This window comes from Mesorhizobium sp. M0052, assembly GCF_040323255.1.
Lineage (GTDB): Bacteria > Pseudomonadota > Alphaproteobacteria > Rhizobiales > Rhizobiaceae > Mesorhizobium.
On record NZ_JAMYUS010000015.1, the window covers coordinates 61,858 to 78,919 of the forward strand.

Genomic DNA, 17,062 nt, shown 5'->3' on the forward strand with positions numbered 1-17,062 from the left:
GCAAAAATCTGAGGAAGGCGGTCGCTTCTTAGGCGCCGCCGCCAGGAATGGGGGGCGCCAGCTTGCTGGCGCCCTTGATGATCTGGCTGAGGAAGTTCTGGTCCTTGCCGCCGGTCGGCGTGGTGCGCGAGATGAAGTCGAAAATCTTGCCGTCCTTCAGACCGTAATTGGCAATCTGGGTGACGCGCCCGTCCTCGCCAAAATAGACCGCGAGCACTTTCTGGTCGACCAGGCGCGGCTTGTCGAAAGCGACATAGCGCTTGCGCGTCTGCGAAATGTAATAGAACGCCTCATTGTCGAAGGTGGCTTTCGTCGATGGCGTGCCGAGCGCCAGAAGCACCTGTTCGCGGCTGGAGCCCACCGGCACCGAATCGACCGCCTGCTGGTCGATAACATAGCCCTGCGTCAGCGTCTCGCTAGGGTTAAGGTCGCCGAACATCTTGGACGAATTGCAGCCCGACAGCGCGGAAGCCACCAGCACCAGCGAAACCGCGGCGGTGGCCCCAGGCAGAAAAGTCGACTTGAATTTCAGCGCGCGCAACAACAACTCCATTAGCTGGCCGCAACTTGCGCTGGGCGGCAAAACCGGTAAACCAGCTTGCTTGCCGATGCAACAAGGCCCATTCAAACAATCGGTCCCCAGGAGACCACCCTCAATGTTCCAGCGCCTTTTTGGCCGCGAACGCAACGCCAACCGCGCTATCACCGAGGCGCTTTACGCACAAATCGTGGCGGCGGCGCGGCAGACCGTGTTTTATTCCCACTGGAATGTGCCGGATACGCCGCTCGGCCGTTTCGAGATGCTGTCGCTGCATATGTTCCTGTTTCAGCACCGGCTCCGCGGCGAAGAGGGCGTCGCGCATGAGGTCGCGCAGGTGCTGATCGACGAGTTCTTTCTCGATGTCGAGCATTCGCTGCGGGAACTGGGCGTTGGCGATGTCGGCGTGCCCAAGCGCATGAAGAGGCTGGCCAAAATGTTCTACGGCCGTACCGCCGCCTATGACGACGCGCTGGAACGCAGCGACCGCGACGCGCTTGCTGCCGCCCTGGCGCGCAATGTCAGGCCCGATGCCGGCGCCTGGCCGCAAGCCTTGCCGCTGGCGTCCTATGTAATCGATGCCGCAAGGCAGCTTGAAGCACAGCCGTCCGAATTGATCGTTTCCGGTGCCGTGGCGTTTCCCGTCGCGAAAGCGGAGTGAGGAGGGGAGACCAAGATGAAACATGTGGACACGCCTAGCCCGGTCTCATTCGCGGCCAATGTCGGCCGCCTGCCGCACAAAGGTTTGCAGGTGGTGATCGACGCCGACGCCGCGCAGCGCGCAATGCTTGCGCGCGAGCACGAGCTGCTTTCGGTCGAAAACTACCGTGCTGAGCTTTTGGTGGCGCCGTGGAAGCGCAATGGCGTCAAAGTCAGCGGCCGCGTTGAGGCTGATATCACCCAGGCCTGCATCGTCACCCTTGAGCCGGTCGCGGCCCATATCGACGAGGAGGTCGAGGCGCTGTTCCTGCCGGAGCAATCCAAGCTCGGACGGCAAGGGTTCGAAGGCGGCGGCGAGATCCTGCTCGACGCCGAAGGGCCGGACAGCCCGGAAACTTTCTCCGGCGACACGATCGACGTCGGCGCGCTCGCCGAACAGTTCTTCGGGCTGGCGATCGATCCCTATCCGCGCAAGGCAGGCGCCTCGCTCGATGCCGCCGGCCCGAACGAGCCCGTCGAGAATGAATTCCAGCAAAAGCTGCGATCCTTGCTTGGAAAATCCTAAAACACGAAGCGATCGGAGAAAAGCCGGTTGTGCGGCAGCCCAAAACCGCTATTTTCGCCGAACCTTCGCGAGCCCCTGAATTTCGCGAGTTTCGTATTTCTTTCGCGGGCCATGTGCCCTGGCCCAAGCTAGTGAGATAAAGACCGCGTGATCAGGATTTCCATCGATGCCATGGGTGGCGATCACGGGCCAAACGTGGTCATCCCGGCACTCATGACGGTCGCCGTCAGGCGTCCCGACATCCGCTTCGTCATCTATGGGCGCGAGGAATTGGTGCGCCCCGAACTCGCCAAATTCCCCAAACTGGCCGAGGTCAGCGAGTTCCACCATTGCGAAGTCGCGGTCAGGATGGATGACAAGCCGAGCCAGGCGCTGCGCCACGGCCGCTGGAAGTCGTCGATGTGGAAGGCTGTCGAAGCAGTCAAGAGTGGCAGCGCGCAGGCCTGCATTTCGGCCGGCAATACCGGCGCGCTGATGGCGATGTCGAAATTCTGCCTGCGCACGATGGCGACCATCGATCGTCCGGCGATCGCGGCGATCTGGCCCACGATGCGCGGCGAGAGCGTGGTGCTGGATGTCGGCGCCACCATCGGCGCCGATGCGCACCAGCTGATCGACTTTGCCATTCTCGGCACCGGCATGGCGCGCTCGGTGTTCGGCATCGACCGGCCGAAAGTCGGCCTGCTCAATGTCGGCGTCGAGGAGATCAAGGGACAGGAAGAGGTCAAGGAAGCCGGGCGCATGCTGCGCGAGGCCAACATGGCCTCGATGAATTATCATGGCTTCGTCGAGGGTGACGACATCGGCAAGGGCACGGTCGACGTGGTCGTCACCGAAGGCTTTGCCGGCAACATCGCGCTCAAGACGGCAGAAGGCACTGTGCGCCAGATCTCAGGCTATCTGCGCGCCGCGATGAACCGCACGCTGATGGCCAGGATCGGCTATGTCTTCGCCAAGGGCGCTTTTGACCGCCTGCGCGAAAAGCTCGATCCGGGCCGCTCCAATGGCGGTGTTTTCCTGGGTCTGAACGGCATCGTGGTAAAGAGCCATGGCGGCGCCGATTCGGACGGTTTCGCGGCGGCCATCGAGCTTGGCTACGACATGGTGCGCAACAATCTGATCGACCGCATCGAGGCCGATCTCGACCTGTTCCATGCGCGCAACCCGCATGCCCAGGCAAACAGGAAATCCGACGCCACCGTCGACGAAAAGGAATAGGAAAGAGCTTTGATCAGATCAGTCGTGCGCGGCACCGGTGCTGCGCTGCCCCGCCGCATCATGAAGAATGCCGATTTCGAAGGCATGGTCGAGACCTCGGACGAGTGGATCGCCCAGCGAACCGGCATCCGCCAGCGCCATATCGCCGCCGATGACGAGACGACGGCATCCCTGGGCGAGGCGGCGGCGCGCGCAGCGCTCGACAATGCTGGTCTTTCGCCTGCCGACATTGATCTGATCGTGCTGGCGACCTCGACACCCAACAACACCTTTCCGGCGACCGCCGTCGAGATCCAGAACCGGCTCGGCATGCATCACGGCTTTGCCTTCGACCTGCAGGCGGTGTGCTCGGGCTTCGTCTATGCGGTGACCACCGCCGACCTCTACATCAGAGGCGGCCTCGCCAAGCGCGTGCTGGTGATCGGCGCGGAGACCTTTTCGCGCATCCTCGACTGGAGCGACCGCTCGACCTGCGTGTTGTTCGGCGACGGCGCCGGCGCGCTGGTGCTGGAAGCGGATGAGGGCACTGGCGGCATTGCCGACCGTGGCGTGCTGGCGATGAGCCTGCGCTCCGACGGCGCCCACAAGGACAAGCTTTTCGTCGATGGCGGTCCCTCGACCACCGGCACCGTCGGCCATCTCAGGATGGAAGGCCGCGAGGTGTTCAAGCACGCCGTCGGCATGATCACCGACGTCATCGAGGCGACGTTTTCGCAGGCCGGCATAACCGCCGACGACCTCGACTGGTTCGTGCCGCATCAGGCCAATAAACGCATTATTGACGCTTCGGCCAAGAAGCTCGGGATTGCTGAGCAAAAGGTGGTGGTCACCGTCGATTTGCACGGTAACACCTCCGCTGCTTCCGTGCCGCTGGCGCTTTCGGTGGCCGTCGCCGACGGTCGCATCAAGAAGGGTGATCTCGTGCTCCTGGAAGCGATGGGCGGCGGCTTCACCTGGGGCGCGGTTCTCGTTCGCTGGTAAGTGCCGAACGGTCCGGTTTCGGTCCTTGACCTTGCCGGATCAATTACTTAGGCTCTGCCTTTACCTGTATCGATTTATGTTTTTTGAACTGATGGGACGGTCGCATGGGGGGAAAGACACTTACGCGCGCCGACCTTGCCGAAGCTGTTTACCGTAAGGTCGGCTTGTCACGCACTGAATCGGCAGAACTCGTCGAAGCGGTGCTGGACGAAATCTGTGAAGCCATCGTACGCGGCGAGACGGTGAAGCTGTCGTCCTTCGCCACCTTCCACGTCCGTTCCAAGAACGAACGCATCGGCCGCAATCCCAAGACCGGCGAGGAAGTGCCGATCCTGCCGCGCCGGGTGATGACCTTCAAGTCGTCGAACGTGCTGAAAAGCCGTATCCTGCGCTCGCACCAGAACAGCAAGGCCAAGGGCGGCAAATAGGTTCTGCCGCAGGCTTCGGTTGAAAACGCCGGGCCGTTTTGACGCCGGGCTTGAATATTGTTTCATAAACCGCTGAAATGATACCCGATTCGGCAGACTGGGCCGGATCGCCGTCCAGCGTGAGGATTTCGCCCATGGACAAGAGCCCCGACGCTTTCCGCACCATCAGCGAGGTCGCGGAGGATCTCGATCTGCCGCAGCACGTGCTGCGCTTCTGGGAAACCCGTTTCAACCAGATCAAGCCGATGAAGCGCGGCGGCGGCCGCCGCTACTACCGGCCACAGGATGTCGAACTGATCAAGGGCATCCGCCACATGCTCTACGACCAGGGTTACACGATCAAGGGCGTGCAGAAACTGCTGCGCGAGAACGGCAACCATTTCCTGGTCGCCATCGGCAATGGCGACATGGCTGCCGTCGAAGCGATCTCGCAGCGCAGGCAGGCCGATCAGGTGCCGCTGACGCCAGCCGCCCAGCCGCGCGGCATGGATGACGAGATGCTGGTCGGCCAGCCCAAGGTAAAACCCAGCCGCCGCTTTTTCGGCCTGGGCAAGACCGAGGAGGAAGGTCCGGTCCAGCCCGGCGCATCGAAACTGTCGCGCGACAACCGGGCCTTGCTGCAGGAGGCGCTGTTTGACCTCCTGGAGTGCAAGCGCCTGCTCGACCAGGTGCGCTAACCTTTCCGCTGCCTCGGGCAAGCAGACCGGAACCGGTTCTGCGGCCATGCGTTTGGCCTTCTCTCAAAAAGAAGGAAAACAATCATGGCATCGCTTTCGACCCTCTCCGATCTCGATCTCGAAAAGCAGGTCGCGACCCTTTCCAAAGAGCTCGCCGCCTTGCGCAAAGTCGTGGCCAAACGCGGCGGTGCTTACTACGAGGACGGGCGCGATGCCGCTTCGGACTATTATGGGCAGCTTGCCGACCTTGTCAGCGATGCGCTGCCGGCGATCAGGAAGCAGGGCAGGGCGATCGAAAAGACGGCGCGCGATCGTCCGGCAACAGCCGCTGCTGTTGGGTTGGTCGTGGTCGGCCTTCTCGCCAGCTTGTTGCTCAGCCGGCGCTAAAACAATTCACGAAAACAAAAAGAAAATGGCGGCCGTCCCGCGGACGACCGCCATTTCCCTGATCTGCGGCCGATTACTTGGCGAGCTTGATCTTGGCCTGCGGTGAAACCTGCGCGGTCTGGCTGCACTTGCCATAGACAGTGCCATTCTTGTCCGTGGCGTCGGTATAGGTGCCTTTGCACTCGATCGAGAGCACCAGGCAATGACCGGAGCCCTTGCAAACCGCGCCGCCGTCGCCCGTGGGATGCGTGCCGTTGGCGAAAGCCGAGGTCGGAACGGAAGCCGAACCGAAGGCCGAGACGATGAGGGCCGCGGCGAGCGTGATGCGCTTGAAGTTGGTCATTTGAGCATTTCCTTCTCTGGATCGAGGATCGCCACCATGGCGTCCTTCTGTGTTGGGATCGCCTTCTCGGCGTCCATGCCGGTTAGTGCGGCCTCCAAAGCAAAGGTTCATGCGTGGTTCGAATTTTCTTCGCGTTTTTTCGCGACGTCGATTTTTAGCCTTCGCCAACGGACGGCGCCTGGCGGGGCCGGCATCGATCATGCATTTTCGCGTGAAGGCCGCTGAGGTAGCGGCGCGGCATCCCATGCGAAGGTCACACCGTGGCGTGCCCAAATGGCCGGCCAAGACCGAGTCCGCGCCCGGCTCTTGTCAGGTGGCGGCAGCAGTCATTGCCGCCACTTGGCACCGCGCTTTCTGCCACTCCCGGCTGCGACTATAATGCCAGTCCAAAGGTACCGGCGGAGGAGACGGGCGTGGTCGCAAATTACATCGACGAGTTCATCATGTTCTGCGCTGGGCTGTGGATGACAGGCGTTGGTTTTGGGCTGCTCCAAAGTCCTTTTCAGGCCCAGAAAGGTCAGCAGCCATGGTGGCTGCAGGTCGCGAAGCATTTCAAATGGATGGGACCGCTTTTGATTTTGATCGCAATAGTGCTCGCGTTCGCGGCGCCGTCCTAGCGGGTTCCGACAGCATTGAGAGACCCGAGGTGTCCTGCAACTGGCAACCGCTGTGTTGTCGGCCTTGCGCCTGATACGTTGGTTGGGGTGCGCTGTGGTTGCTCGCGATCTGGCGCATCGGCGCCATCGAATCCTGCCTTCAGCTTTTCCACGTGTCGCCTGGCAAAAACCAACGGGAAGGCGGCCTTGGCGAGGACTCCAGGGCCAGCCTTCCCGTTGGGCAAGTCGGCCGTGTCAGGCCTTCTTGGCCTCCACCTTGTGGTGGTGGTGGTGGTGATGGTGACGGCGGTGATGCTTGTTGTGATGATGATGATGGTGATGCTTCTTGTGCAGCGATGCTGCGTCGGCGCTGCTGGCGCCGATGAGCGGCAGAGAGACAGCCAGGGCAAAAGCCAGCCCGAGAGCCGACAGGAGGGACTTCTTCATGACTTCGTTTCCTTTTCTGCGCGGGCTGAATTTGACCGTCACCGAGCAAGATCGGTCCCGGTGAACCCCGCAGTCATGACTATCGCCTCCGAACTTTTCGACAGTTTTTCCGGACTGTAGAATTTTGTTTCTGGATTGTGTATGGCGGCTTCGTCGGCAACTTACATCGGCGGAATGACGCCGTTGGTGCCGACAACGACCCGGCCCGCGGTCAGCTTGCCGTCGCTGCCGCGCTCGGCGTTGACGAACACCACAGCGCCAGGCTTGAGGTCGGCGGGCGTCGCCGGCGCGAAGGTCACCACCGGCGTCGTCTGCGGGATCGCGATCTGCTTTTTCTGGCCATTGTCGTAGGTCAGCGTCACCGTGCGACCTGCAATCTCGGTGACATCGGCGACCGTGCCGTTGGTCATCCGGCTGTTGGGCTCGAGATCCCACGGGCGGTCGCCTTCGCCGGCGCCCTTCAGCGCGGCCGGGAAGATCACCACCTCAAGCGCGCCGCTGCCGCCATCGGCCTTCGAAACAGAGGCAATGCCGAGGAAATCGCCTTGCTTGATATCCCCGGCATCCGCCTTGGCGACGCCGGAAATCTTCCACCCTTCAGCCAGCGCGATGGCGTCGGTAGCGCCTTCGCGGGTCTTCACCGTCAGCGTCGCTCCGGCAAAGGCGGTCACCGTGCCGCGAATGCGCACGGCCTCGGCGGCCTGCGCCGCGACCATGCTCGCGCCAGCGAGGCCTGAAATCGTGGCGAGCACGATGGCTGATGTCTTGAATGTCATGGATCTGATCCTCTTGGGAAAAGCTGGCCCGATGCGGCTGCCAGCAACATCAGGCTAACGCGCGAGCGGCGCAAAACCGCTGAACACTTCGGCGTTCGGCCCTTCAAAAGAACTTGATTGGGAGATCGGGGCGGAGATCCTATATGTGCCCTGGCGCCTGCGGTTTTGACGCCGGTTCACGATGCTGTGACGGTCGGTTTGGGCCTTGGCAAATCGCCGTCAAGCGGGCATTGTCCCGGCTCTCAGGCAACACCCTATCATTTGATCCAAAACTCTTTAGCCCCATGGAGTTGCCAATGCCCCAAACTGCAAAACACGAACCCTTCTCCAGGCTGGCGGCCGACGTTGCGCTCGAGCACCCCGGCCTCAAAGCCATCCGGGAGACAAAGGGATACAGTATTGAAGAGCTTTCCCTGACCTGCGGTCTGTCGACCAGCGAGATTGCCGACATAGAGAGCGGCAAGGACACCGATCCGACGAAACTTCGCCGGATCGCCGCAGCATTGCAATTGCCGGAAACGGCCCTGATCGATGCCCCGGCGCCCACGGCGCCTGTGGAAAACCGGTCCGTTTCATAAACAACGGCCAAGCGTCGTTCAACAAGCCCGCCATGGTTTGCCCTGGCGGGCTTGTTGCATTCGCCCAACGGCGAATGTCACTTCTTGCTCGGATCGTCCGCCGGGTTGACGTAGGTGATCGCGAACGGCCCCTCGCCATGAACCTGGACGATCGTAGCGCTTGTCGTCCAGGCGTAATGGTTCATTCCCTGTGGGGCTACGCCGAAGCCGCCGGCGGTCAGTTCGATGCCCTTGGTCTCGTCGAGCTTGTCGCCCATGCCGATATGAAAATTGCCGGAAATCACCGTCACATATTCCGAGGTGGGATGGTTGTGCGCGGCAATCCTGTAGCCGGCCGGCAGCTTCAACCGCAGCACGTAGATGCCATCCTTCGAGGGGTCCCCGGCGATGACAGCCATGTCCGCGCCGGCGGGCAAGACAGCAGGAGCAGGGCCCCATTTGATGGCGTCCGCGTTTATCGGCATGTCGTCGGCAAGCAGCGGCGCCGTCCCGATAAGCAGCAGCGCCAGAGCCGAGGCGAGCTTGAGCATGATGATCTCTCCGGTTGGTCGTGGGAGCACAGCATCAGCGCCGGCCCTGATCCATTGCGACCTACCAATGCAGCAGCCCGAACACATCTCCCGCACGGGGGATGCGCCTTGTGTTGCTGACATGCGGCGCGACCCGCCCGGCCTGGTACCGCTGCAGCCGTCGAGGGGCGGGGAGGTTGCCGCCGACCGAGCGTGAAGCTATCCAGTGTGAACGCTAACCGTTTTCGAATGGGACAATGCCGAGATGAGCCTTGAATCCGTGCGCGCCTTCCTGGCTGCCCATGCGCCCGATGTCGAAGTGCTCGTCACCGAAGCGAGTTCCGCGACGGTGGCGCTGGCGGCTGAGGCGCATGGCGTGGAGCCGGCGCAGATCGCCAAGACCATCTGCCTGCGCGTCGGCGGTGAGACCATGCTGATCGTGGCCGGCGGCATGTCGAGGCTCGACAACCGCAAATTCAAGGACCGTTTCGGCGGCAAGCCGCGCATGCTTGACGCCGACGAGGTTGTCGCGATTACCAGCCATCCCGTCGGCGGCGTCTGCCCATTCGGCCTGCCGGCGCCGCTGCCAATCTATTGCGACGTCTCGCTGCGCGCCTTCGATGAAGTCGTGCCCGCGGCCGGCGCCACCAACGCCGCTGTAAGGCTCAGCCCGCAGCGCATGGCACAGATTGTCGGCGCCGAATGGGTTGATGTGTGCCAGTAGCGAATCGTCGGCTGATTTCAGCAGGAGATTTCTGGGAGCAAAACGACTGCGAGCGCAGCTAGTAGAAGATTGAACGACCCATTATACGTGGCGGAATGAACGACGTTTTTGGTTACATCGCCTATGGTGAGAACGAGCTTTACCATCGCGGCGCGCTGCTCAGCGCCCTCAAGCTTTTGCACCATTGCCCGACCGCCAGAATAACTGTCGCAACGGACAGGCCTGAACTCTTTCGCGGTTATCCCATTGAGACAATGCTTATAACGACCGAACAGAAAGATCAGTGGTCTTTCGGTGGAAGCTATCATTTCGGCATCAAGGCCGGGACGATGCGTGAGCTTTTGCGGCGAGCTGATCGGCTGCTTTTCATGGACACCGACATGTACCCGGTGGGTGACCCGTCGAAGGGCTTCCACTCGATTTCTGCGATCCACTCCATCATGCGCCTGTGCGAAGGGAAGCACCGCATCTATCAACGTGCGCTGCCGGGCAAGAACATCAGCATCGGCGGCCAGGTTTTGACCGGCCAGGAGCCGATGTGGAACAGCGGCGTCGTTGGAATTCACCGAGAAAGCCTCAGTGCTATGGTTGACGCTTTCGCCGCTATCAAGGTGGTTCATGAGGTGACCGACACATGGGCGCCGGAGCAGTTTTGCCTCGGGGTAGCCCTTTCTCAAAATGGCCGAACCATCAGCCCGCATCGCCTGCCGATCCGGCACTACAACACCCGAGGCAAAAAGCAGTTCGCTGAGCCGCGCGTACATGCGTTCTTTAACGCTTACGGCTCGGTGCCAGTCGGCCAGCAGGTTGCAAAGGCCGGTAGATATCGTCTGTGGCGGACGCCCTTGGATTTGTGGCATCAGAAGCATAGGAAGTCACTGTGACGGGGTGGCTATGCATGAGGAATCCGTTTCGATCCAGGCTGCCCTCAAGCGTGATCCTCGGACGTCACACCTATGGGGTGAGCCGGAGGAAGGTGTTTGGAACGTCTGCCGCCACTCCGTTGACCATAGGGGCGTTCTGTTCGGTGGCCGGCAATGTCAGCTTTGAGTGTTCGGGGGGAAGTCACACGCCCTGGGCTGCAACCACATTCCCGATCCATAGCCGCTTGATGGAATCAGTTGATCCCACTGAGCACGGTGGCGAACCCGTGGGCATCACCATTGCCAATGATGTTTGGATCGGCCGCGATGCGCTGATCATGCCAGGCATTCACATCGCCGATGGCGCCATTGTCGCGGCCGGGGCCGTCGTCACCAGGGATGTGCCGCCATACGCCATCGTCGGCGGGGTCCCGGCCAAGCTCATCCGCTATCGCTTTTCAGATGATGTCATTGGGAAGTTGCTGGCGATCCGGTGGTGGGAATGGAGCGACGAGAAGATCAAGCAGGAGGCTGCTTTTCTTACCGGCCCGATCGAATTTTTCTTGGAGCGACATGCCGGTGCGACACCGTAAGAACGCATCTTGCTGGTCGCTGCAGTGGGGCTGAGAAATTGCATGGCCACTTGGGGGAAGCAGCTAGTCGCCTGTGTTGTTTGGTCGGAGTGGCCGGATTCGAACCGACGACCCCTTGACCCCCAGTCAAGTGCGCTACCGGGCTGCGCTACACTCCGGACCGCGCAAAGCCATATATTTTCAAGGGTTATGGTGCAAGACCCTTATCGGAACAAAATCGGCGACATTAGAACAAATGGTGTCTCGGTGTGGGTTTCGAGACCAAAAGTCACACCGAGATTCACACCGGATGTTCTCTTTGTGTTCCGTGAAGGCAACGGAGCTTCGCATCATCGTTTGCTGCCTCCTGGTGACGATATGCAAACCTGCTAAGGTTATTAAAGCTACTTAAGGCTAGTCGGTCAGATGCGACGCGAATGACCCGAAGGCGACATGCCGAGCCATTGCACCCGTGCGCGAATTGGCGTTCAGTCGTTTCATGCTCATTGTCGCCTCGACTGTCGGCAGAGTCGTCCATGCGGATTCTAGGCCACATACGGCCGTTACTGCCCTATGCCGCGCCGGCACCATGACCCATGACTACAAGCGTCACGGCACCACCGCGCCCTTTGCTGCCCTCGACGTCCTTGAGGCAAGGTAATTGGCCGGTGCATGCAGCGCCATCGCCACCAGGAGTTCATCCGGTTCCTCAACGCCATCGAGAAAACCGTGCTGGCCCAAAGTGATCGCCTGGCTCTCCCGCCATCCGCCCGTCACCTTCCACTTCACCCCCACCAGCGCCTCATGGCTGAACGCGGTCGTGGGGTTCTTCGCGGCACTGACAAAACGACGCCTCAAACGCGGTGTCTTCGCCGGTATCGTCGATCTACAGGCCGCCATCAACCGATACGTCGCCGACCACAACACCAACCCAAAGCCCTTCAGGTGGAAGGCCGGCCCGACAAAATCACCGCCGCCGCGACTCGAGGGCACCAGACGTTGGATGCAATCAACTAGCAGCGTCGCCCTTTGTCTGTTCCGCCTTGAGTTGGATTATTCACGACGGGCGAATATTTACGTTGTGAGCGAACACGTTCTGGGGATCATACTTGCGCTTGATTTCACGGAGTCGGGGGAGGTTCGCTCCGTAAGCTGCAACAGCTGCAGCATCGGCATCTTCATCTGAACCGATGTAGTTAGCGTAACGACGCGGTCCTACGTAGGCCTCGAGTGCACTATAAGTATTTCGGCACCACGATGTCGCGGCACTTTCGTCGGTCCGATCAAACCACTGACCAATGATTGCGACGTTGTATCCGGTATCACGCAGCGCGTAGGCGGTTTCGTCGGCTGGCTTTCGTGCGGCCGCCCCGTGGAAGTGCTCGAGGAGCACCTGGTTACTCGGCACCGGGCAGCCCTCATACAACGAGATGACTGCCCCGATCGCCTCATCGGTCAGCGTGTGAATGAATGAAGACTTCCAATAGTTGAATGCTCCCTTTGGGAAGCCATCGTCCAACATGCCATTGAGCTGGGTATAGGGAATGGGACCGAGCGCATCCATGGCTACAGTGCCGAAGCCTCTTATCCGTGCCATAACCTTTTCAGCATCGCTTGGTGCGCCGCAATGACACGCAACGACGGCAATGAGCTTGCTGCCTGATCCATCGGGAGCAGTGATGAGCCCGGCTACGAGCATCAACTCATCGGGTGCTTCAAGCGTGAGTTCGCGCCATTGGGTCAGCACCTCGCGGGCTTCCAAGAACGGGAACGCAACCAGGCCGCCGAGGACTTCGGGACCGACCGGGTGAACCTGGAATTCGAAAGAACCCGCGACGCCAAAGTTGCCGCCGCCGCCCCGAACGGCCCAGAACAGGTCTGGATTACTCTCGGCACTCGCAGTCATCACGGAACCATCGGCCATCACAAGATCGACGGACAACAGATTGTCCAACGCCATCCCAAACTTTGGCATCAGAAATCCGATCCCCCCACCCAAGGTCAACCCTCCAACTCCAGTGGTCCCAACAACACCGCCCGTGGTTGCGAGACCATATAACTGGGCCTCCCGGTTGAACTCCTTCCACAGGGTTCCTCCACCGACGATCGCAGTGCGCTTCGCAGCGTCGACGTGCACGCTTTTCATCAAAGAGAGATCAATCATCAGACAATCGTCAGCAACCGCACGACCACCAACATTGTGACCGCCGCCCCTGACCGAGATCTCGAGGTCGTTCGCTCGCGCAAACCTGACCGCATCCGCAATGTCGGCCATCCCTTTGCACTGGGCAATCAAAGACGGCCTGCGGTCGATCATGCCGTTATGGATCTTGCGGGCCTCGTTGTATCCCGCCGACTGTGGGGTATAAAGGACCCCATGGAACGACTTGGAAAGTTCGGTCACGTCGCGCATCGAAACCCCCTTATTGTCGCCGCACTCCGCCATCGGGGACGGTCGCGTGTCCATAATGACATCGCATCTCGTCATATCCAAGGTTCGTTGCCAAAATCATGACTGCGAAAGCTTGCTGAGGCCGTGGGAATACGGAGGGTGTTGCCGGATAGTTTGCGGTGAGTCCTTCTAGGGAACCAGACGTCGGATTCGATCCACTAAGTCGCCTATTGGGAGTTCAATTGCCATCGGTTCCAACGACGCCGGACAGGACTGCCCGAGTCCGAGCTGGGACAACAGAAATCTCGATTATCCCAAGCCTGGCACCGCCAAAATGGAACTCCTCGGCACGTTGGGCTCCGCTGCATATGGATCTGGTCTGCAAGGAAGTCTGCGAATACGTATCCACCTCAATCGCGGTCTGAGTCACTCCGGCGGTCCTGAGGCTTGTTCCTCCGCTGCCTGCGTAATCTTTCCTAGGTGGGGCGAGACAGGGGTGCCATAACCGTATTCTGCGCAAAGAACGGGGCTCTCTTGGCAGGTGGCGTTCGGGCGGTCATGTTTGCATGCTTGGGCGCGTTGGTCATCGCAGCACCCGGCTACAGGGAGGGAGACTTGGATAACAACGCTGTTGTGACATCGAGCATCATTGAAGATGCGTTCCTGATCTCTTGTCTGGTGATCGCGCTCCAGAATGTCGAGCAGGCAATCACTAGGAATCCGGAATCCGACATATTCCTGGACGACTGCCAGGACAGCATCGAGACCATGCTCCTCAAGCGGCTTCTCGCTACGGCGGGGATGATCCGCAACATCGTATTTGAAAGATATCCTCCCGAGACGAGAGACGACGAATGGAGGATGCTAGCGGATAGGAAGGTCGGTCTGCTTCTCAGGGATGGGCGCGACGATGGGCTCACATTCCGGGAGGCGTGCAACAAGATTTTACATCATCGGACCTACGCCTTCCCGGCCTCAGTCTCGGTCGTGGGGCTGGCATTGCAGGACTGCGCGCAATTTTCCGGAACGCAGCAGGAGCGCGAGTGGCACGCAATCCTGAACTTACATCAGTTTGCGTCTGCTGCTTATTTTTGCGCTGACATCGAGAGCAGAGTCTAATCGGGGCGGAAATGAGTGCGTCATTGCGCTACTCGCCCGTCTTCGGCGTCAGACAAAAGGGGGAGCGCAATGGATCTTAGGAAGCCTCAGGAACGCTCGGAACGTCGGATTATATACGACCTGCTTCACCGATCAGAGGTAGCAACGCTGGCAGAACTGAATCGCGCCACAGGGTGGGACGCCTTCAGCTACATCAATGATACCAAGAGAATTGCACGCGACTATGGCGGCACTCCGAACGTCAACGGTGGGGGTTAGACGCGCCGATTATGGATCACTAGATGAAGCTGCCTCGGCCGATTGGGGGCACTCGTGAAAGCATGCTCATCAAGCGCTTCGTTCTCGAGCGATCGCAGCTATGGGCATCAGGAACTCTGCGAGTTCGGCAATCGTATCGGCAAGCGGCGGCGCCTCTGCTTCAACTCCCCGGACAAACGCTTCCCATTGCTGCTGTTTCCCCTGATCTTCAGCAAAGCCGGTGGTAAGCGCATCAGGAGCTTCGATCGGTATGTCTGTGTTGCGCCGTTTGAAGGTGGCGGCGACTGCGCGCGCCAGCCTTTCACCGTCAAACGTATGCGTTCTTGCGAGCATCCATATGTCGTAGAAGTCCTTCATGCGGCTGTTGGCGCGGCCGAGCATCACCATGGCCTGGAATTTTTCTGCGATTACCGTCTCGCGTGAGTAGGCACGAAGGTGTGGGGACGGATTGTCCAGGAGAATTGGATAATCGAGTTCCTCTAAGCCGGGGTCTGTCGCGTCACCAAAGCCAATGTCGATCGAAACCCGCACCGTGGCTCCACCAATGTCGGCGTTGAGGCGAATGCGCAGGCCACCATATTCCATTTCCTCCCGGATTCGATCTACCGCAAGACTTTTGCTGTCGAACACCACGCCGTCATTGGTGTCGATCTCGCAGACCTCGGCGAAAATGCGTAGGATACCTTCTGTTTCGGGATCTCCGTAGCCAAGCAGATCCAGATCGCGAGTGGGCCGGAAGGGGACATCGAACCATGTCGTCATCAGCATGGCACCCTTTAGAACGAAGCGATCCTGATAGGGGCTGATGCTAAGACGGTATAAGAGGCGCTCGATTGCATAGCGCGTTAGGATGAGATCGAAGGTCTGCTTGCGTTGCCTTGCGATGGTAAGAAGCCGGGCGCGAACCGAAGCGCCCATATTGGTGATTGTCTTAGCCATTAGCCGTTAGGGTTTCGAGATATGGCTGCATAACGCCCCAGATGCCCGCTTTAAGAGCGTAGGAGGCAATTTCGGATGGTTGTGCCTTGCCGCTGCGTAGTGCCTCGCGGAGTCCTTCGATAGCAAGGCTTAGTCCGGGGCTTTGCTTAAAACGCCTACCTTCTTGCCGGCGATAGCGGAAGAGATCGACAACCGTCTTGGCAGGGCTGTAGATGCGCACCGGAACTCCTTCTATGAAGTGTTCCTCAATCCCCGCCTCTAGCGACCCGCTTCCGAAACGCACGAACTGGAGGGGTGGGCTCTCCACTTTCGGGCGCCGGTCTCTTGACCCGATAGCCATCCAGATCCGAGATGGGATGGTATCCGTAAGTTGATGAAAGGCTAGTGCAGAACCGAGGCAGATGACCCCCTTGGGGACACGTTTAGCGGCTTCGGCGAGCGAGTGGTTGACGTCGAGGTCTGCGTCGGGAAGTTGATAGAGGCCGCGGCTTAGTTGAAGGAGTTCGCCCCGCTTCTCCATTCGAGCTATTGTGGCTGACGTGATCCCCTCAGCGATGAATTCGGAGAGGCGAGCTATGCCGCGCTGGCGTAGCAGGGAGATCGCTTGTTGCGAATAGCTCGGGCTCTTTTCCGACATGGGATTTATTTGATACAAAACGTTGTATATGTCAAGTTCATATATGACGTTTTATATCACTAGCTACATTTTAGCTAATCCACTCCCTCGTTCGGCGATCTAGTCGTATCAGCAGCCTCACTGGCAACGCAGAGGCGCTAAGGAGCGTGTGCAAGGCAAACGAAGAGTTCAAGCATTTCGCCGTCTGTCCAGCGAAATAACCCATCAGTCGATCATTATAACTCATATCAATCAATGCATTTTGCGTTGTGCGTATGAAAGAGAAATCGATGGTTAAACCAACAACGACAAAGCCTTATTCTGAAACAAGGCTCGCAAAATTCGTCGAACGGCGTATTCTTGAACTGAAGCCGCGAAAGACACAGTCGCTCATCTCGAGCGAAGCCGGTTTCGCGCAGCATAACATGCTGACGAACATCAAGGCCGGCAACAGCAAGCTGCCGCTCGATCGGGTCCCGGCCCTAGCCAAGGCACTCGAATGCGATCCTGCTCTGCTCTTCATGATGGCCGTCGAGCAGCTCGGCGGCGACACCACAGAGTTGGCAATCCGGAAGATATTCGGGACCCTTGTGACCGAAAACGAGACTGCCTGGTTAGAGGAAATCCGCAAGGCTTCCAACTACTCGGACCCGAGCCTGACATCGAGGGCCAGAGCTGCGCTACGCGGGATCTTCGGCAAATGACGGGTGCTCATGACGAAGTGTCGCTGATCTCGTGTCGGCGGCGCACCGCGACAGCCATCACGCCATATGAACTCGCATGGATTGAATTCATCAGGCTCGCGAGTGGCGATACCGACCCGGCCCCAACGTTGGATCGAGTTCAGCGACTCCGGCAGATCTTCGAGCGCGATGA

General features: G+C 59.7%; 22 protein-coding genes, 1 tRNA gene and 1 pseudogene. 15 read left to right on the plus strand and 9 right to left on the minus strand.

Annotated elements, in window-relative coordinates:
• Nucleotides 1-28 precede the first annotated feature (28 nt).
• Nucleotides 29-541, minus strand: a complete 513-nt coding sequence (locus NKJ77_RS20525; protein ID WP_023669368.1) for an outer membrane protein assembly factor BamE — start codon at nt 539-541, stop codon at nt 29-31.
• 115 nt (nt 542-656) lie between these two features.
• Here NKJ77_RS20525 and NKJ77_RS20530 point away from each other — a divergent pair, with 115 nt between their 5' ends.
• From NKJ77_RS20530 to NKJ77_RS20560, 7 genes are all read left to right on the plus strand, one after another.
• Complete coding sequence (locus NKJ77_RS20530) at nt 657-1,199, plus strand: ubiquinol-cytochrome C chaperone family protein (protein WP_023833084.1); 543 nt, start codon at nt 657-659, stop codon at nt 1,197-1,199.
• A gap of 15 nt (nt 1,200-1,214) precedes the next feature.
• Entirely contained in the window at nt 1,215-1,763 is a 549-nt protein-coding gene (locus NKJ77_RS20535) for a YceD family protein (RefSeq protein ID WP_023715400.1), read from the plus strand.
• A 147-nt stretch (nt 1,764-1,910) separates the two neighbouring features.
• On the plus strand, nt 1,911-2,981 hold the full coding sequence (plsX, locus tag NKJ77_RS20540; protein WP_023669372.1) for a phosphate acyltransferase PlsX: 1,071 nt from the start codon (nt 1,911-1,913) through the stop codon (nt 2,979-2,981).
• Nucleotides 2,982-2,990: 9 nt separating this feature from the next.
• Nucleotides 2,991-3,962 carry a beta-ketoacyl-ACP synthase III gene (locus NKJ77_RS20545; RefSeq protein WP_023697439.1) on the plus strand — a complete coding sequence of 324 codons (972 nt, stop codon included), beginning with the start codon at nt 2,991-2,993 and terminating at the stop codon, nt 3,960-3,962.
• 104 nt (nt 3,963-4,066) lie between these two features.
• Nucleotides 4,067-4,390: an integration host factor subunit alpha gene (locus NKJ77_RS20550; protein WP_006201891.1), complete on the plus strand. Its 324-nt coding sequence runs from the start codon at nt 4,067-4,069 to the stop codon at nt 4,388-4,390.
• A gap of 134 nt (nt 4,391-4,524) precedes the next feature.
• Complete coding sequence (locus NKJ77_RS20555; protein ID WP_023669374.1) at nt 4,525-5,067, plus strand: MerR family transcriptional regulator; 543 nt, start codon at nt 4,525-4,527, stop codon at nt 5,065-5,067.
• Nucleotides 5,068-5,151: 84 nt separating this feature from the next.
• Nucleotides 5,152-5,454: a hypothetical protein gene (locus NKJ77_RS20560; RefSeq protein ID WP_023705060.1), complete on the plus strand. Its 303-nt coding sequence runs from the start codon at nt 5,152-5,154 to the stop codon at nt 5,452-5,454.
• A 73-nt stretch (nt 5,455-5,527) separates the two neighbouring features.
• Here the strand turns inward: NKJ77_RS20560 and NKJ77_RS20565 are convergent, their stop codons facing one another.
• Nucleotides 5,528-5,797, minus strand: coding sequence for a hypothetical protein (locus tag NKJ77_RS20565; protein ID WP_023669376.1), 270 nt, complete (start codon nt 5,795-5,797; stop codon nt 5,528-5,530).
• A 413-nt stretch (nt 5,798-6,210) separates the two neighbouring features.
• Between NKJ77_RS20565 and NKJ77_RS20570 the strand changes: the two genes are divergently transcribed.
• A complete protein-coding gene (locus NKJ77_RS20570; RefSeq protein ID WP_023669377.1) occupies nt 6,211-6,414 on the plus strand; it encodes a hypothetical protein in 204 nt (67 codons plus the stop codon).
• A gap of 234 nt (nt 6,415-6,648) precedes the next feature.
• On the opposite strand, the gene NKJ77_RS20575 is transcribed toward NKJ77_RS20570, so the two are convergent.
• Both NKJ77_RS20575 and NKJ77_RS20580 read right to left on the minus strand, forming a co-directional pair.
• A complete protein-coding gene (locus NKJ77_RS20575) occupies nt 6,649-6,840 on the minus strand; it encodes a hypothetical protein (protein WP_081732515.1) in 192 nt (63 codons plus the stop codon).
• 161 nt (nt 6,841-7,001) lie between these two features.
• Entirely contained in the window at nt 7,002-7,616 is a 615-nt protein-coding gene (locus tag NKJ77_RS20580; protein ID WP_023669379.1) for a hypothetical protein, read from the minus strand.
• A gap of 296 nt (nt 7,617-7,912) precedes the next feature.
• Here NKJ77_RS20580 and NKJ77_RS20585 point away from each other — a divergent pair, with 296 nt between their 5' ends.
• A complete protein-coding gene (locus tag NKJ77_RS20585) occupies nt 7,913-8,194 on the plus strand; it encodes a helix-turn-helix domain-containing protein (RefSeq protein ID WP_023689492.1) in 282 nt (93 codons plus the stop codon).
• Nucleotides 8,195-8,271: 77 nt separating this feature from the next.
• Here NKJ77_RS20585 and NKJ77_RS20590 read toward each other — a convergent pair whose 3' ends face one another.
• Complete coding sequence (locus tag NKJ77_RS20590) at nt 8,272-8,724, minus strand: cupin domain-containing protein (RefSeq protein ID WP_023730864.1); 453 nt, start codon at nt 8,722-8,724, stop codon at nt 8,272-8,274.
• A gap of 244 nt (nt 8,725-8,968) precedes the next feature.
• Here NKJ77_RS20590 and NKJ77_RS20595 point away from each other — a divergent pair, with 244 nt between their 5' ends.
• The 3 genes from NKJ77_RS20595 (at nt 8,969) to NKJ77_RS20605 (ending at nt 10,883) form a co-directional block, all read left to right on the plus strand.
• Entirely contained in the window at nt 8,969-9,427 is a 459-nt protein-coding gene (locus tag NKJ77_RS20595; RefSeq protein ID WP_023833086.1) for a YbaK/EbsC family protein, read from the plus strand.
• 95 nt (nt 9,428-9,522) lie between these two features.
• On the plus strand, nt 9,523-10,311 hold the full coding sequence (locus NKJ77_RS20600) for a hypothetical protein (RefSeq protein ID WP_352535651.1): 789 nt from the start codon (nt 9,523-9,525) through the stop codon (nt 10,309-10,311).
• A 266-nt stretch (nt 10,312-10,577) separates the two neighbouring features.
• Nucleotides 10,578-10,883 carry a CatB-related O-acetyltransferase gene (locus NKJ77_RS20605; RefSeq protein ID WP_050587086.1) on the plus strand — a complete coding sequence of 102 codons (306 nt, stop codon included), beginning with the start codon at nt 10,578-10,580 and terminating at the stop codon, nt 10,881-10,883.
• A gap of 81 nt (nt 10,884-10,964) precedes the next feature.
• Here the strand turns inward: NKJ77_RS20605 and NKJ77_RS20610 are convergent.
• A tRNA-Pro gene (locus NKJ77_RS20610) sits at nt 10,965-11,041 on the minus strand.
• 398 nt (nt 11,042-11,439) lie between these two features.
• Here NKJ77_RS20610 and NKJ77_RS20615 point away from each other — a divergent pair.
• Nucleotides 11,440-11,879 (plus strand): annotated as a pseudogene (locus NKJ77_RS20615) (transposase); the annotation flags it as partial.
• A gap of 40 nt (nt 11,880-11,919) precedes the next feature.
• On the opposite strand, the gene NKJ77_RS20620 reads toward NKJ77_RS20615, so the two are convergent.
• Nucleotides 11,920-13,275 carry an FAD-binding oxidoreductase gene (locus NKJ77_RS20620; protein ID WP_352535652.1) on the minus strand — a complete coding sequence of 452 codons (1,356 nt, stop codon included), beginning with the start codon at nt 13,273-13,275 and terminating at the stop codon, nt 11,920-11,922.
• Nucleotides 13,276-13,869: 594 nt separating this feature from the next.
• Between NKJ77_RS20620 and NKJ77_RS20625 the strand changes: the two genes are divergently transcribed.
• Nucleotides 13,870-14,373, plus strand: a complete 504-nt coding sequence (locus tag NKJ77_RS20625; protein ID WP_352535653.1) for a hypothetical protein — start codon at nt 13,870-13,872, stop codon at nt 14,371-14,373.
• Between the two features lie 327 nt (nt 14,374-14,700).
• Here NKJ77_RS20625 and NKJ77_RS20630 read toward each other — a convergent pair whose 3' ends face one another.
• Complete coding sequence (locus tag NKJ77_RS20630) at nt 14,701-15,570, minus strand: nucleotidyl transferase AbiEii/AbiGii toxin family protein (RefSeq protein WP_352535654.1); 870 nt, start codon at nt 15,568-15,570, stop codon at nt 14,701-14,703.
• Nucleotides 15,563-16,207 (minus strand): type IV toxin-antitoxin system AbiEi family antitoxin domain-containing protein, encoded by a 645-nt coding sequence (locus tag NKJ77_RS20635; RefSeq protein ID WP_352535655.1) that lies wholly within the window; start codon nt 16,205-16,207, stop codon nt 15,563-15,565. Before NKJ77_RS20635 ends, NKJ77_RS20630 begins: the two co-directional genes overlap by 8 nt.
• A 269-nt stretch (nt 16,208-16,476) precedes the next feature.
• Between NKJ77_RS20635 and NKJ77_RS20640 the strand changes: the two genes are divergently transcribed.
• Nucleotides 16,477-16,890 carry an XRE family transcriptional regulator gene (locus tag NKJ77_RS20640; protein ID WP_352535656.1) on the plus strand — a complete coding sequence of 138 codons (414 nt, stop codon included), beginning with the start codon at nt 16,477-16,479 and terminating at the stop codon, nt 16,888-16,890.
• Nucleotides 16,891-17,062 lie beyond the last annotated feature (172 nt).